Source organism: Methylobacterium ajmalii (assembly GCF_016613415.1).
Classification (GTDB): Bacteria; Pseudomonadota; Alphaproteobacteria; order Rhizobiales; family Beijerinckiaceae; genus Methylobacterium; species Methylobacterium ajmalii.
On the sequence record NZ_JACWCT010000158.1, the window covers coordinates 1 to 13,589 of the forward strand.

Below are 13,589 nucleotides of genomic sequence, written 5' to 3' on the forward strand. Positions count from 1 at the left end.
CCGATCTACGGCCCCTGGCGGTACTACGGGATGCCGCTATCAACCCTGGAGGCCGATTTGGAGGCGGGGCTACTGTGAGCCCCTATCAACCCCGAATGACGAAGAACCGGTTTTTGATTTTGCCGCATTTTCTATCGACGAACCGGCATCCACTCCGTCGGAAAATGCGCTAGAGAGCCCGGTCAGATCTCTCCGCGCGGACCCGCCATGACCCCTCGCCTCTCGATCCAGCCCGAGCCCTTCGACGTCGCGGCGGAGATCGCCGCCCTCACGGCGGAGCTCGGCGGGCGGGCGGGCGCCATCGTCAGCTTCACCGGCCTGTGCCGCGACGAGGACGGGCGGCTGGCCGCCCTCGAGCTCGAGCATTATCCCGGCATGGCCGAGGCCGAGATCGGCCGCGTGCTCGACGAGGCCGCCCGGCGCTGGCCGCTCCAGGGCGCGGTGGCGATCCACCGCCACGGCCTGGTACGGCCGGGCGAGGGCATCGTGCTGGTGCTCGCCGCCTCCGCCCACCGCACCGCCGCCTTCGAGGCCGCGAGCTTCCTGATGGACTACCTCAAGACCCGCGCGCCGTTCTGGAAGCGCGAGCACCGGGCCGACGGCACCCTGGGCGGCTGGGTCGAGGCAATGGAGCACGACGCGGCGGCCGCCGCGCGCTGGTGAGCGCGGGCGCCCGCCCCGACCGTCGCGACGCGGGCCCCGGACGGATCGACATGACATCCCGCGCGCCGCACCGGCCCGGGCGGGCAAGCGCTCCTTCGCGGGCGAATCCACGAAAACGACAGCATTCGAATCGTGGGAAGCGGGGATTGCGGACAATTCGAGCGGTCGAACTGAGGATTCGCTGACCGGGCTCGGGCAAGCTCGTCCCATGATCCGCGACCACAGATCCTCCGACCCGCTGCCGTTCGATCCCTTCAGCGCGCGCAACCTCGCGATGGTCTGCGCGCTCGTCGGGCTCGTGACCCTCCTGATCTCCGAGCGGCCGACGCCCGGGGGCGTGCTCCTCGCCTGGGGCGGCCTCGTCGGCTGGGCCCTGCTGCGGGTCTTCGGTCGGGCGCCGCAGCCGGTCCGGAAGCGGCCCCGCCGCCGGCCGATGCCGGTCGTCGAGATCCTGGAACCGGAGGAGTGGGCGCCCCGCCGCCCGGCCCCGGCGCTGGCGCTGCCCAAGCCCATCGCCCTGCCCAAGGGGATGACGGCGCCCGAGCCGGTCGCCGCGCCGGAGGTGGCGGCGTGGAAGACCCCGGCGCATCCCGCCGTGCTCGCCGGCGTGCGGCGCCGGCGCGAGGAGGGTTAGGCAGCGGTACGGCGGTCGCCGGATGGCCGCGCAAGGCTATGTGTGCCGGCAGGGCGGCCCGGTGCCGCCGGCCGGAGAGTTCCCCCGACATGCCCGTTTCCCCCTCGCCGGATGCCCTCGCGCCGGGCGCACCCCGCCCCGCCTGGACGAGCACCCGCTCGCTCGTCCTCGCCGGAATCGGGGTGGTGGCGTTCACGGCGGCGCTGCTGCTGGCCTGGCACTCGGCCGACACGCTGCTGCTGATCTTCGCCGGCATCCTGTTCGCGGTCTTCCTCGACGGGCTCACGCACTATCTCGGCCGCGTCGTGCCGCTCGGCCACGGGTTCCGGCTCGCGATCGTCAGCGTGCTGCTCACCGTCATGGTCCTCGGCATGGTCGGGCTCGGCGGCGCCACCGTGGCGGGGCAGGCCCAGCGCCTGGGGGAGACCTTGCGCGAGCAGTCCGGCACCGTGAAGTCCTGGCTCGACGCCCGCGGGGTCGATACCCGCTTCCTCGATTTCGGCAAGCTCAAGGACGCGGCCGCCCAGGGCGGCGGGGCGCAAGGCGGCGCGGCCGAGGAGGAGCGCCCGAAGGGCCCGAGCCTGCCGAGCCCCGGCACCCTGCTCTCGGGCGCCGGCAGCGTGCTCGGCCAGGCCTCGACGGTGGCGCTGGCGGTGTTCGGCGCCATCGGCAACGTGTTCATCGTGGTCGTGCTCGGGCTGTTCGTGGCCGCCGAGCCGCGCACCTACCGCGACGGCTTCCTGCGCTTCGTGCCGTCGCGCCAGCGCACCCACGCGGCCTCCGTCGCCGACGACATCGGCATCACGCTGCGCCACTGGCTGTTCGGCCAGCTCGTCGTGATGGCGGCGATCTTCGTCTGCGTCTGGCTCGGGCTGACGCTGGTGGGCATCGACGGATCCCTGATCCTCGGGCTCCAGGCCGGGCTGCTCTGCTTCATCCCGACCATCGGGGCGCTCGTCGCCGGCATCATCATCGTGCTGGCCTCCCTCGCCTCGGGGCTGAAGGGCGTGGTCGCCGGAATGGCCGTCTACCTCCTGGTGCAGACTCTCGAGAGCTACGTGCTGACGCCGTTCGTGCAGAAGCGGGCCCTCGACATCCCGCCCGCGACCCTGTTCGCCGGCCAGATCCTGCTCGGCGTGCTGTTCGGCCTCTGGGGCGTCGCCCTGGCGCTGCCGCTGATGGCGGTCGTGAAGGTGCTGCTCGACCGGCTCTACATCGAAGACACGCTGGGGGAGGATGCGGGCTGAGGCTTGCCCTTCGAGCGAGGCGCGACGGCCCGGGACGGACCCCGGGGGGATCGTCCCATCCTCTCCTCCCACCTCATCCTGAGGCGTTAGTCGATCGAAGATCGACTAACCTCGAAGGAGGGCTCCCGTAATCTCGGAGACTTCTGGAACCATCCTTCGAGGTCAGCCCATCACTGATGGACTGACACCTCAGGATGAGATCGCGGGTAGGATGAAAGCCGCCCTCCAGGTTGAACGGCCTCTCGGCTTCGGCGGCGTCAGGCGCTCTGCGGCTTCGTCACCTTGGCCTCGATCGCGTCCCAGACCGCGACCGCGAGGTCGGGGCCGCCGAGGCGCTTGATCGCCCGGATGCCGGTCGGCGAGGTGACGTTGATCTCGGTGAGGTTGCCGTCGATCACGTCGATGCCGACGAGGATCAGGCCGCGCCGGCGCAGCTCCGGGCCGATCGCCGCGCAGATCTCCTGCTCGCGCGGGGTGAGCGCCGTGGCCCCGCCGGTGCCGCCCCGCACCATGTTGGAGCGGATGTCGTTGGCCGCCGGCACCCGGTTGACGGCGCCCAAGGGCTCGCCGTCGACCAGGATGATGCGCTTGTCGCCCTCGGTGATCCGCGGCAGGAAGCGCTGCACCACCCAGGGCTCCCGGAAGGTGACCGAGAACAGGTCGAACATCGACCCGAAATTCGGATCGTCGGGCAGCACCCGCAGCACCGCGGCGCCGCCGTGGCCGTGCAGCGGCTTCATCACCACGGCGCCGTGCTCGGCCCGGAACTCCTCGATCTCCTGCTTGTCGCGGGTGATCAGGGTCGGGGGCATCAGCTCCGGATAGGCGGTGACGAAGAGCTTCTCGGGGGCGTTGCGCACCTCGAACGGGTTGTTCACCACGAGCGTGTGCGGGTGGATGCGCTCGAGGAGGTGCGTCGCCGTGATGTAGGCGAGGTCGAAGGGCGGGTCCTGGCGCATCAGCACCACGTCGACCTCGGCGAGATCGATCCGCTCCTGCGCGCCGAGATGGGCGTGGTCGCCCTCGACGTCCTGCACCCGCAGGGGCTCGGCCCGGGCGGTGACGCGCCCGTCGCGCATCGAGAGCCGGTCGGGGGTGTAGTGCAGCAGCGTGTGGCCGCGCCGCTGCGCCTCCAGCAGGAGCGAGAAGGTGGTGTCGCCGGCGATGCGGATCGCCTGGATCGGGTCCATCTGGACCGCGACGGTGAGGGCCATGTCGGGAGATCTCCGGTCGCCCGGGGTTATCGGGCGGCCCGCGCCCGATGGCAACGGCTGCGAACGGAGGGAGGCCCCGCGCGCTTGTCGCGGCGGGGCCCCAAGTCGGGGAGGAAACGCCCATGAGCGTCGGCGAAAACCATGCACGAGGCGTGCCAACGCACCCGGTCGTGCCGGGCCCGCCTCACTCCCCCGCCTGCGGGTCGTCGTGGGGGTCGTCGTGGGGGTCCTGGCCCGGCCAGTCGACGATGCGGTCCAGGAGCTCCTCGGTCTCGAACTCCTCCTCGGTGCCGCTGACGCGGTCGCGGACCGAGATGCCGGCCTCGTGCACGGTGCGGCGTGTACCGGAGACGAGGGGGTGCCACCACGGCAGGTCGTGCCCGTCCCGCACCAGGCGGTAGCCGCAGGTCGGCGGCAGCCAGGTCAGGGTGCGCACCGCCTCGGGCGTCAGGCGGACGCAGTCGGGCACCTTCTTCTGGCGCCGGGCGTAGTCGCGGCAGCGGCAGGTGGCGGCGTCGAGGAGCGTGCAGCCGACATCGGTGTAATGGATCTCGGCCGTGTCCTCGTCCTCGAGCTTCAGGAGGCAGCAGCGGCCGCAGCCGTCGCACAGGCTCTCCCACTCCGCCGGGCTGAACGCCTCCAGGCTCTTCCCGCGCCAGAACGGCGTGCCGGCCTTGAGGGAGCTCTCGGCTTTCGACGAGAGGGGGGTGGCCTTGCCCGGAAGAGAGGTGCCGGGAGGGGATTTGCGGGCGTCGGCCACGGGTGCTGGGCCTCGAAGGCGCCGGGAAATCGGGCGCGGATGCGGGGGAGAACGGAAGGAAGACCCCTCCCCTGCCGCAGGCCGGGGCCGAGGGCAAGCGCGGCGGCGGGAGGCTGCGCAATCCTGCGACGTCGTGTCGGCGCATCCGTGCCCCATATAGTGCGGGGAGAGGAACGACCCGCCTCTCTGCCGCCCCGGTCTCGCGCTAGAGTGCGGGGCTTGATAGACCCAACCGCGCGCCCATCCGAGGACCCGTCGTGCCCGAGAACCGGCCCACCAACCGGCTGACCCAGCTCCGGACCCGCCTGTCCCGCGGGGCGCTCGGCTTCGACGCCTGGCTGAACGACGCGCTGTTCAGCGGCAGCCGCTCGTTCGGCGAGGGCTACGGCCGCTATGCCGAGAAGATCCAGCGGCGCTTCCGGGTCACCGGCGTCAAGCGCCTCGTCCTCGACCTCGCCAGCGAGGGCGTGACCCTCGGGCTCGCCGGCGGCGTGGTGATGCTGACGCTCGCCCAGTCGGCCTTCAACCAGACCAGCGAGAACTGGCTCAAGGCGCCGGACCTCGCCGTGACCTTCCTCGACCGCTACGGCACCGAGGTCGGGCGGCGCGGCATCAAGCACGACGATTCGCTGCGCGTCGACGAGTTTCCCGACATCCTGGTCAAGGCGCTGATCTCGACCGAGGACCGGCGCTTCTACGAGCACTGGGGCATCGACCCGATCGGGACCCTGCGCGCCGTCACCGTGAACGCGCGCGGCGGCGGTCACGTCCAGGGCGGCTCGTCGCTGACCCAGCAGCTCGCCAAAAACCTGTTCCTGTCGAACGAGCGCTCGCTCGAGCGCAAGGTCAACGAGGCGTTCCTGGCGCTCTGGCTCGAATGCCACCTGACCAAGAACGAGATCCTGAAGCTCTATCTCGACCGGGCCTACATGGGCGGCGGCACCTTCGGGGCGGCGGCCGCGGCCGACTACTATTTCGGCAAGAACCTCAAGGACATCACCCTGCCGGAGGCCGCCATGCTGGCCGGCCTGTTCAAGGCGCCGACGAAGTACGCCCCGCACGTGAACCTGCCGGCGGCGCGCGCCCGCGCGGCGGACGTGCTGCACAACATGGTCGAGGCCGGCTACCTGACCGAGGGCCAGATCCAGTCGGCCCTGCGCAACCCGGCGACGCCGGTGACGCGCTCGCGCGACATCAGCGCCGACTACTACCTCGACTGGGCCTTCAACGAGATCAAGAAGCTCGTCGACGAGGGCAAGCTCAAGAAGGAGCGGGTGCTGGTCGTGAAGACCCCGCTCGACCTCGCGATCCAGAAGCGGGCCGACCAAGCGGTCGAGAACGTGCTGCGCCAGTTCGGCGACGCCTTCGACGTCGAGCAGGCGGCGCTGGTCACCATGGATCCGGACGGGGCGGTGCGGGCGATGGTCGGCGGGGCCGATTACGGCCAGAGCCAGTTCAACCGCGCCACCGACGCGCTGCGCCAGCCCGGCTCGTCGTACAAGCCCTACGTCTACGCCGCGGCGCTCGCCACCGGGCAGTGGCGGCCCGAGAGCAAGGTGGTCGACCGGCCGGTCTGCATCGGCAACTGGTGCCCGGCGAACTATGGCCGCTCGTTCGCCGGCACGGTGCCGCTCTGGGTCGCGGTGGCGAAATCGATCAACACCATCCCGGTGCAGTTCTCGATCGCCATGGGCAAGCAGCTCGGCGAGACCCACGACGCCCGCGCGGCCAAGCTCGGCCGGGCCAAGATCATCGAGTTGTCCCACAAGATGGGCATCACCTCGAACCTCGTCGATTCGGTCTCGCTGCCGATCGGCTCGGCCGAGGTGACGGTGATCGACCAGGCGGCGGGCTATTCGGTCTTCGCCAACGGCGGCAGGCGCGCCAAGCCCTACGCGGCGACCGAGATCCGCACCGGCGCCGGCGAGGTGATCTACCGCCACGACACCAGCGAGCCGGCCCCCGAGCAGGTGCTGTCGACGCGCGTCGTCGCCGACATGAACTTCATGCTCAACAAGGTCGTCGACGAGGGCACCGGCCGCAAGGCCGCGATCGAGGGCGTGCGCACCGCCGGCAAGTCCGGCACTACCAACGCCTACCGCGACGCCTGGTTCGTCGGCTATACCGGCAACCTCGTCACCGCGGTCTGGTACGGCAACGACGACCATTCCTCGACCAAGAACATGACCGGCGGCTCGCTGCCGGCGATGACCTTCCACGAGGTGATGGCCCCGGCCCACCAGGGCATCGAGCTGAAGGCCCTGCCGGGGTTCGAATCCGACAAGGCGGCCGCCCGCGCAGCGCAAGGCCCCGCCCCGACCACCCCGCCCCCCGGCGCCCCGGCAGGCGCCCTCTCGCGGCGCTCCTTCGAGGTGCTGGGCGGGCTCGGCCAGCTCTTCCGCTCGGTCGAGAGCCCGCCGCCGGGGCGGGCGGCGTTCAACGCGGTGGGAGGGCAGGTCGGGGTGCCGTGAGGGATGGGCGGACCGCTTCGGCCGGGCCGGCGCGACGCCGCCTTTCGGGTGAGACCGCATCGATCCCGCCGAACCCATCGATGCCGCGGAGGGAGAAGCGCGGCGTCGCTCGCTCCTCCGAGCGGCACCTCCCGGGTTCCGTTCCGGTCCGGGATGTGCGGTGGCCCGGCGACGCCCGGGTCGCTCTCGTTTCACCGCGTCATCCCGCAACGCCGTCCTGAGCGCTCGCGGGATGGTGCCGGCGGCGACCGCACGGGCCTGCGGCGATGGACGAGGGCATCGGCCGGGCTGAGCGACACGACGGCGCCGTCGGCGAACCCTCGCGCCGACATCCCCGCCTTCGACCGGCCGGCGCTGGCCGCAGGGACACATCTAACCGCGGGTCCGAAGGCGCCGGACCGCACCATTGACATCGAAATCCTCCAAAGTTATTGCGATCTAGAATTTGAATTCTTGGTAAGCTAATGTCCCAACCTTCGCTCATCAGACAAACTCATAACGACGCCGATACCTGCGTTTTCGAGATGAGCTGCGCGAACTCGTATTATGCCTATCCGAACCTGCTTGAACTCGAAGCGATTCCAGGAAACGTGAAGGGGACGCTCGAATTCCTGTGGCGGCGCTCGGTTCATGAAGGTCGGAAAATCAGGATTCTACAATTTTTCGATGTTTTCGTTGCGAAGGAAGGCCTCGTCTTCGATCGCGATTTCAATCTGATTCCGGAAACGCGGACATATCATAGCGACGGCGAAGTCAACGAAGGACTTGAGAAAGTCAGATCGTTCGCTCTGTCCGGCGACGGAGCGTCGATCGATCGGTGCATTCTGGGGAAGAGCCGGGGAGCGACCAATTACGGGCATTTCATTCTCGAGATGCTCCCCCGAGCGTGGGTGGCCCGCAGGCACCTTCGGGTGGACGACTGGCCGGTCCTGATCCATCGTGCTTCGGCGGATCTCGTTCGAACCGCGTCGCAGGCCCTGAACGCCATCGGCGTGCCCGACGACAAGATCGTCCTGACAGGCGAAGAGCCGATCTTCGTCAAACACCTGATCTTCGTCGACGGCCTGACGCAACACTCGTACTATTTATCTCCGTTTGTTTTTCAATGCCTCGACGAAATATCAGCGAATATTCAAGCTGACGCGGACAAAAAGATCTATGCGAGTCGCGGGGCCAACTCGTCGCGCAACTTCCATGAAGAAGATGTCGCCGCGCGCAAGCTGATCGAGCTGGGATACAGCGAGAAATTCTCCGGCGCTCTCGACTTTCAGTCCCAGATCAAGATGTTCAAAGGCGCGGAACGCATCGTCGGCGTGATGGGGGCAGCCCTCACGAACATCGCCTTCTGCAATCCTGGAACGGCGATCTTCTGTTTCATGCCGAACACCGCATCCGAGGTGCTGTTCTGGATGATCGCCCAGGCGCGGCGCCTCGATTATCGGGAAATCCGCTGCACGGAAGTCGGACCCCAAACCGGCAGCCTGCCCTGGGACCGTTCGATCCAGATCGATCCGGACAGGCTCGCGAGGATCGTGTCCGCGTAGAGCCTTGTCCGGCGAAGTGGATTTCGGTTCGTCGACAGCGGACGCGGCCAGAGCGAAGACCCGGCGCCGTGTCGGGCAGAGTGGACACCCGCTCGTCGAGCGATGGTCCCGCGCGGCCCGCAAAGGGAGTCTTCGGAGCGGTCGGCTCCGCCCGGTCGCCATCGCCGCCACCGAACCAGGCCGGTGCGCCGCCCACCGACATGGGGCGGCGCGCGCATCGGTACCGAGTTCGCCAACCATGGACGTCCATCGCTGTCGTGGACATCGTTCCCTCGGGACCAGGTCCATGCCCCATCATCCACGAGGGACTCATGCCCGACATTCGCTCCCTGATGCTCCGCGCAGAGCGACAGTTGAGACCAGCAGCTTTCGGATACGACTACAACGACGGAGGATTGAGCAATCAGAAACTGACCCTGCTCGGCCTCGTGCTCGCGGTCGACAAACAAACTGAGCCGCGTAAACGCAGGATGTTCCTGCCGGACCTCTACAGCAAACATCATGACGAGACGCGGTCGGCGCGCGTCCCATTCGGCGATGTCTTTTTCGAAGACGTTTTTCGCGATTTTGCCCGACGCTGGAATATCGAGATCGTTGGTCGGCCTCTCTTCTTCGATCAGGAACGGATCGCGCGTGGCGGATGGACCTATTTCGGCGAGGCGTCCTGCCATCTCGCCGATCTCTGCACCCACCGTCGGGAAACGATATTCGAGGATCTGTCGTCCGACTTCTTCAGGTCGCTGGTTCCCAAGGTAAAATTCGACAGGTCTTTCATCGAGATTTGCAAAGCGATATATATTGATAGAAATATCAATACAGTTGCACAATTTAGAATTGAAGAGGATTGGCACGTATTTTGTGTAAATCACCTATCTCATACCTTGAAAGAGCCGGAAGATATTTATCTAGACCCCGAAGATATTTCCAAGAAAATACAAGCCAGCATCGATATGGGCCAGCCCAGCCTGTACGTCACCTGCGATGAGCGTTACTTGAGGCAACCAAAAGAAACGATTAGACAAAACGTCAAAATGGCGAGCGGCATCGATATATTTTTCAAATCGGACGTGGGGGATCAAGCCAAACTCTCGGCGATGAATCAGCTGAATTCCTCGATCGTCGATTTTGAAATCGCGAAAATGGCGAAAACGTACGTCGGCAATTCGCGCAGCACATTCTCGAACACCTTGTCGTTCGAACGATACTGCGCCAACTTCAACAAATCCGCTTCGGACTACATCTACAATGCGCCGGGCGGGACTCTGGGTCGTCGTCGCGATCTCGGTACGCGAGACACCCCGAGCGCCGTCCTCGCAGGATGAGCGCGCACCCGGCGAGCCTTGGCTCACCACTGCCGCTGAGTTCGCTCCGCTCTTGGTGCCCCGCGAAGGGTGACGTGCCGATGTCCGGGCGCCGGCCGGGACGGAATCGAGATCGCTCGCTCGGGCCACCGGGCGCCCACGAAACTCCGACGAGGGCGGGACGCCGCCCCCACCGGCCGAAAGCCTTACACGGGAGCCTCGGCTCCACCGCGGATCGTCATTGTTCCCACGTGACGCCCTCGCGGACCACCCTGGCCGGTGCGCCAATGATGAGGCTGTTGGGAGGGAAGCTCTGCTTCGAGACGAAGGACCCTTTCCCCACGACGCTGTCCCGGCGGATATGGGCGCCGCCCCACAGCGAGACGCTGCCGGCGCTCCAGACGTGATCCTCCATGATCACGTCGCCGGGCGGGTTCAGGCGCTCACCGGTCGCGACGTCGATGATCTTGTGAACGTGCGACGTCGAGAAATTCGTGCCTTCGGCGATCAAGCAATTCTCGCCGATTTCGATTTTCGCACTCTCGTGCATGTGGATGTGGGAATGGCCGTTGAAACCGGTTCGTGCGCCGATGCGCAGCGAGCCCGGGGCGATCAGCTGAATATTGACTCCGTTCAATACACACTGCTCGCCGATGTAAACGTGATTATTTCCATGAATCTTTAAATGAATATGTGCGCAAGCGATCGGATTTCCTATATATATCGTATTTCCGTATCCAAGTATTTCTATCAATCCATTCCCAGTCTCAAGCATTTGTTCCGATAGGTCGATTTGGTTCTGTCCCGCATGCTCTTCGAAGATTCTTACCGGCATCGAGAGGTCCTTTGATGGGCGCAGGGTTGCGATGTAGCGGGTTTCGCACCCGGGTGTCGATGCCGCTCCGGTGACGCCCGGCCCACCCGTCGATCATCCGGTCGTGGGCCATGGCCACAATCCGGAGGGCCGGCCCAAAAACCCGTTCGGCCCCGGCCCGACCTGGGCTAGATACGGCCCACGATGCTGACCGAGAAAATCGCCCTCCCGGATTCCGGGCGCGCCGCGTCCTCCGGCCGCCGACTTCCTGCCCGCCTCCTGCGGGGCGCCGTGCGGCTGCGCCGGCTCGGGACCGTCGGACTGGTGCTCTACGCGCTGGCCCTGGGCGCGGGCTTAGGCCTCGCCACCGCCAACTGGGCGACGCGGGGGCGCTACCCGTTCGGGGGCGTCACGCTCAACGCCTGGACCGCCTGGCCGAAGATCGGCGCGCGCGACGCCGACCCCTACGTGCGGGCGATCCATGCCCGCACCGGCGAGGTGCCGCTGGCGCTCGGCGAGGGCCTGCTGCTCACCGCGCTCACCGACGATTCCGGGCGCCGGCTCGATCCGTCCTGCCGCTACCGCATCGCCGGGGCCACCCCGCCGTCCCGGGCCTGGACCCTGACGGTGGAGCGGCGCGGCCGGGCCAGGGCCGATGCGGCGACGGATGCGGCGAAGACCGAGGGATCGAAGACCGACGGAGCGGGGGACGCGGGAGCGCCACGCACCGGGTTCACCTCCACGGAGGTGCTGCGCGACCGCGACGGCCGGTTCGCCGTGACCCTGGGCCCGGTCGTGCAGCCCGGCAACTGGCTGCCGATGCCGGCGGGCGAGGGCTCGATCCGGCTGGTCCTGCGCCTCTACGACACGCCGGTGGCGGCGAGCACCGGCGTGCTCGAACGCGAGGGCGTGCCCTCGATCACCCGGGAGGATTGCCCGTGACGCCGCTCGGCCGCTTCATCCTCGCCACCCTGTGCGGCCTCGTGCTGGCAGGGCTCGTCCACGTCGCGGCGGTGCTGGCGATCCCCTACCTCGCCACCGGGGACGCGCTGAGCCAGGCCCGCGCCACGCTCGCCAACGACACTTCGGTGCTGGTCCACGCCGTCGAGACCGGCGGCAAGGCCGAGGGCGCGCCGGCGGCGGGCTGGCTGCCGCGGCAGGACCCGGCAGTGGCGGTCGGCGTCTGCGCCTACGACCTCGACGACGGACCGGTGCGGATCACCGCCGAGACCGGCCCGCTCCTCGAGACGATCGCGCTGCACGGCCGCAACGGCGCCTATTACGCCATCACCGACCAGGCGGCCCTGCGCGGCACCGTCGAGCTGGTGATCATGACCAAGCGCCAGTACGACGAGGCGCTGGCGAGCGCCGACGAGGACGAGCGCAACCGCGACATGCGGATCGTCGCCCCGAGCCGGGAGGGCTTCGTCAGCATCCGGGTGCTGGCCGCCCTGCCGAGCCAGCAGGCGCTCGCCAACGAAGCCGCCCGCTCGGTGTCCTGCACCATCGACGGGCCGGACGAGTAGGCCGCAGGCCTCGTTGTCCTCGGGCATCGACACGTCGATGCCCGTTCGGGCTGGTCCTGGCGCCGTCGCACGCATCCGTTCGAAGGCGCGGCGGACCTATCCCTTGCGCACCAGCACCGCAGGGCCGGGCTCCGGCGGGACGAGGCCGCAGCGCGCCTCGGCATCCGGCGGCAGCAGCGGGTCGAGGAGGCTGCGGCGCGAGTCGAGGAACGCCAGGGCGCGCTCGCCGGCCACCGCCTCCTCCTCGGGGGCTGCGACCAGCAGGTGCTCGAGGGCGTAGCGGTAGGACGCCGCCCGGGCGCCCGTCTCCAGCCGCACCCATGCGATGAGGCAGCGGTTCTCGGCCACCCGCATCGCGGCGCTGCGCACGTCGCGGTCGTCGAGGGTGGTGATGAAGGGCAGGCTCTGGAGCCGCGTCAGGTCCGCCCGCACCACCCGGGACGCGGTCTCGGCGAAGGCCGGCACGAGGCGGCCGTCCGCCACCATGTCGTCCGAAAGGCGCCGGTAGCGCGATATCGCCGAGCGGTACGGTCCGGCGGTGATCGCCTCGTAATAGGCGGCGGGGTCCGACAGGCGCCAGCCGACCGGCAGCACCCGGGCACGGGTGAGGTTGTCGAGGGCGGCTTCGAACAGGCTGCGCTCGCGCGCCGGCATCAGGAAGCGCCAGGCCCGGTCGCGCAGCGCCCGCTCGTCCTCCGTGAAGGGAAACAGCGAGGCCGCCTCGCCCCGCTCGCGCGCGGCGAGCGTGCCGGCGGCGTCGATCAGGCTGTTCCAGGCGGTGGGCGCCGGGCGGCCGAAATCGCCCTGCTGGACGCAAGACGCCACCAGGGGGGCGGCGAGCAGCACGCCGCCGACGACGAGACCGCGCGCGGACATCGCCCGGGAAGCAATGGCCCGGAGAACCGTGACATGGGGAGCCATGACCCGGAGCCTCGGCTCAGCGCGTGCAGCGCCGCTCGGGGGCGGGCAGATCGGTCTCGGCGGGATCGGGCAGCCTCTCATAGCGCACTCCCGTGAACAGCAGAATCGTGCCGCGGACCGGGTCCGCCGCAGGGTGATCGACCGGGCCGGACGCGGCCTCGCCCGCGCCGCCCGCCCGGGTCGTGCCGCCCGCCCGGCGCGGGCCGCCGGCCCGGAACGGGATGATGTCCGCTGAGGGACGTCGCTGGTGGCCGATCATGCGCGCTCTCCCGCCTCTCCACGTCCCTCCGGGACCGCCGCCCGTCGCGGCTTCACGGATCGACCAAAGCACGGGCATGGTTAACGGACTGTTTCCGAGCCGCCGTTCCCGAGGGGCCGCCGGGACTTCGGCGTAAACCATCGGTGAGCGGAGATGCGCGAACCGGGCCGTCATCCCCGTTGTCCCCAGGCCCCGGGCCGACCCGTGCCCGCAGCCTTAAGCGTCGCTTTACGCG

General features: G+C 68.5%; 13 protein-coding genes. 8 read left to right on the forward strand and 5 right to left on the reverse strand.

Going from position 1 to position 13,589, the window contains the following annotated elements:
- Positions 1–207: 207 nt before the first annotated feature.
- The 3 genes from HPY23_RS28140 (at position 208) to HPY23_RS28150 (ending at position 2,544) form a co-directional block, all read left to right on the forward strand.
- A complete protein-coding gene (locus HPY23_RS28140) occupies positions 208–663 on the forward strand; it encodes a molybdenum cofactor biosynthesis protein MoaE (RefSeq protein WP_091888399.1) in 456 nt (151 codons plus the stop codon).
- Between the two features lie 208 nt (positions 664–871).
- Positions 872–1,297, forward strand: a complete 426-nt coding sequence (locus tag HPY23_RS28145) for a hypothetical protein (RefSeq protein WP_091888397.1) — start codon at positions 872–874, stop codon at positions 1,295–1,297.
- An 89-nt stretch (positions 1,298–1,386) separates the two neighbouring features.
- Positions 1,387–2,544: an AI-2E family transporter gene (locus tag HPY23_RS28150; RefSeq protein WP_060848218.1), complete on the forward strand. Its 1,158-nt coding sequence runs from the start codon at positions 1,387–1,389 to the stop codon at positions 2,542–2,544.
- 257 nt (positions 2,545–2,801) lie between these two features.
- Here HPY23_RS28150 and gshB read toward each other — a convergent pair whose 3' ends face one another.
- Together gshB and HPY23_RS28160 are read right to left on the reverse strand one after the other, a co-directional pair.
- The gene (gene gshB, locus HPY23_RS28155) at positions 2,802–3,758 is read right to left on the reverse strand and encodes a glutathione synthase (RefSeq protein ID WP_091888396.1); all 957 of its coding nucleotides are present in this window, start codon (positions 3,756–3,758) and stop codon (positions 2,802–2,804) included.
- Positions 3,759–3,942: 184 nt separating this feature from the next.
- Positions 3,943–4,401, reverse strand: coding sequence for a YcgN family cysteine cluster protein (locus tag HPY23_RS28160; protein ID WP_060849504.1), 459 nt, complete (start codon positions 4,399–4,401; stop codon positions 3,943–3,945).
- Positions 4,402–4,775: 374 nt separating this feature from the next.
- Here HPY23_RS28160 and HPY23_RS28165 point away from each other — a divergent pair, with 374 nt between their 5' ends.
- The 3 genes from HPY23_RS28165 to HPY23_RS28175 all read left to right on the forward strand — a co-directional run bounded on the left by HPY23_RS28165 (position 4,776) and on the right by HPY23_RS28175 (position 9,855).
- Positions 4,776–6,989 (forward strand): transglycosylase domain-containing protein, encoded by a 2,214-nt coding sequence (locus HPY23_RS28165; RefSeq protein WP_091888392.1) that lies wholly within the window; start codon positions 4,776–4,778, stop codon positions 6,987–6,989.
- A 464-nt stretch (positions 6,990–7,453) separates the two neighbouring features.
- Entirely contained in the window at positions 7,454–8,533 is a 1,080-nt protein-coding gene (locus HPY23_RS28170) for a glycosyltransferase family 61 protein (protein WP_091888390.1), read from the forward strand.
- Between the two features lie 311 nt (positions 8,534–8,844).
- Positions 8,845–9,855 carry an O-fucosyltransferase family protein gene (locus tag HPY23_RS28175; protein WP_139234990.1) on the forward strand — a complete coding sequence of 337 codons (1,011 nt, stop codon included), beginning with the start codon at positions 8,845–8,847 and terminating at the stop codon, positions 9,853–9,855.
- A gap of 217 nt (positions 9,856–10,072) precedes the next feature.
- Here the strand turns inward: HPY23_RS28175 and HPY23_RS28180 are convergent, their stop codons facing one another.
- Positions 10,073–10,669 (reverse strand): acyltransferase, encoded by a 597-nt coding sequence (locus tag HPY23_RS28180; RefSeq protein WP_139234989.1) that lies wholly within the window; start codon positions 10,667–10,669, stop codon positions 10,073–10,075.
- A gap of 183 nt (positions 10,670–10,852) precedes the next feature.
- On the opposite strand from HPY23_RS28180, the gene HPY23_RS28185 reads away from it, so the two are divergent.
- Both HPY23_RS28185 and HPY23_RS28190 read left to right on the forward strand, forming a co-directional pair.
- On the forward strand, positions 10,853–11,590 hold the full coding sequence (locus HPY23_RS28185) for a DUF1214 domain-containing protein (RefSeq protein WP_091888386.1): 738 nt from the start codon (positions 10,853–10,855) through the stop codon (positions 11,588–11,590).
- The gene (locus HPY23_RS28190; protein ID WP_060848224.1) at positions 11,587–12,174 is read left to right on the forward strand and encodes a DUF1254 domain-containing protein; all 588 of its coding nucleotides are present in this window, start codon (positions 11,587–11,589) and stop codon (positions 12,172–12,174) included. The genes HPY23_RS28185 and HPY23_RS28190 overlap by 4 nt, the downstream gene beginning before the upstream one ends.
- Before the next feature lie 96 nt (positions 12,175–12,270).
- Here HPY23_RS28190 and HPY23_RS28195 read toward each other — a convergent pair whose 3' ends face one another.
- Together HPY23_RS28195 and HPY23_RS28200 are read right to left on the reverse strand one after the other, a co-directional pair.
- A complete protein-coding gene (locus HPY23_RS28195; protein WP_060849505.1) occupies positions 12,271–13,050 on the reverse strand; it encodes a hypothetical protein in 780 nt (259 codons plus the stop codon).
- Between the two features lie 61 nt (positions 13,051–13,111).
- On the reverse strand, positions 13,112–13,354 hold the full coding sequence (locus HPY23_RS28200) for a hypothetical protein (protein ID WP_060848225.1): 243 nt from the start codon (positions 13,352–13,354) through the stop codon (positions 13,112–13,114).
- Positions 13,355–13,589: the final 235 nt, after the last annotated feature.

Coding starts and splice junctions, on each gene's coding strand:
- HPY23_RS28140 (WP_091888399.1), top strand. CDS start 208: ATGACCCCTCGCCTCTCGATCCAGCCCGAGCCCTTCGACGTCGCGGCG.
- gshB (WP_091888396.1), bottom strand. CDS start 3,758: ATGGCCCTCACCGTCGCGGTCCAGATGGACCCGATCCAGGCGATCCGC.
- HPY23_RS28175 (WP_139234990.1), top strand. CDS start 8,845: ATGCCCGACATTCGCTCCCTGATGCTCCGCGCAGAGCGACAGTTGAGA.
- HPY23_RS28150 (WP_060848218.1), top strand. CDS start 1,387: ATGCCCGTTTCCCCCTCGCCGGATGCCCTCGCGCCGGGCGCACCCCGC.
- HPY23_RS28180 (WP_139234989.1), bottom strand. CDS start 10,669: ATGCCGGTAAGAATCTTCGAAGAGCATGCGGGACAGAACCAAATCGAC.
- HPY23_RS28195 (WP_060849505.1), bottom strand. CDS start 13,050: ATGTCCGCGCGCGGTCTCGTCGTCGGCGGCGTGCTGCTCGCCGCCCCC.
- HPY23_RS28170 (WP_091888390.1), top strand. CDS start 7,454: ATGTCCCAACCTTCGCTCATCAGACAAACTCATAACGACGCCGATACC.
- HPY23_RS28185 (WP_091888386.1), top strand. CDS start 10,853: ATGCTGACCGAGAAAATCGCCCTCCCGGATTCCGGGCGCGCCGCGTCC.
- HPY23_RS28145 (WP_091888397.1), top strand. CDS start 872: ATGATCCGCGACCACAGATCCTCCGACCCGCTGCCGTTCGATCCCTTC.
- HPY23_RS28200 (WP_060848225.1), bottom strand. CDS start 13,354: ATGATCGGCCACCAGCGACGTCCCTCAGCGGACATCATCCCGTTCCGG.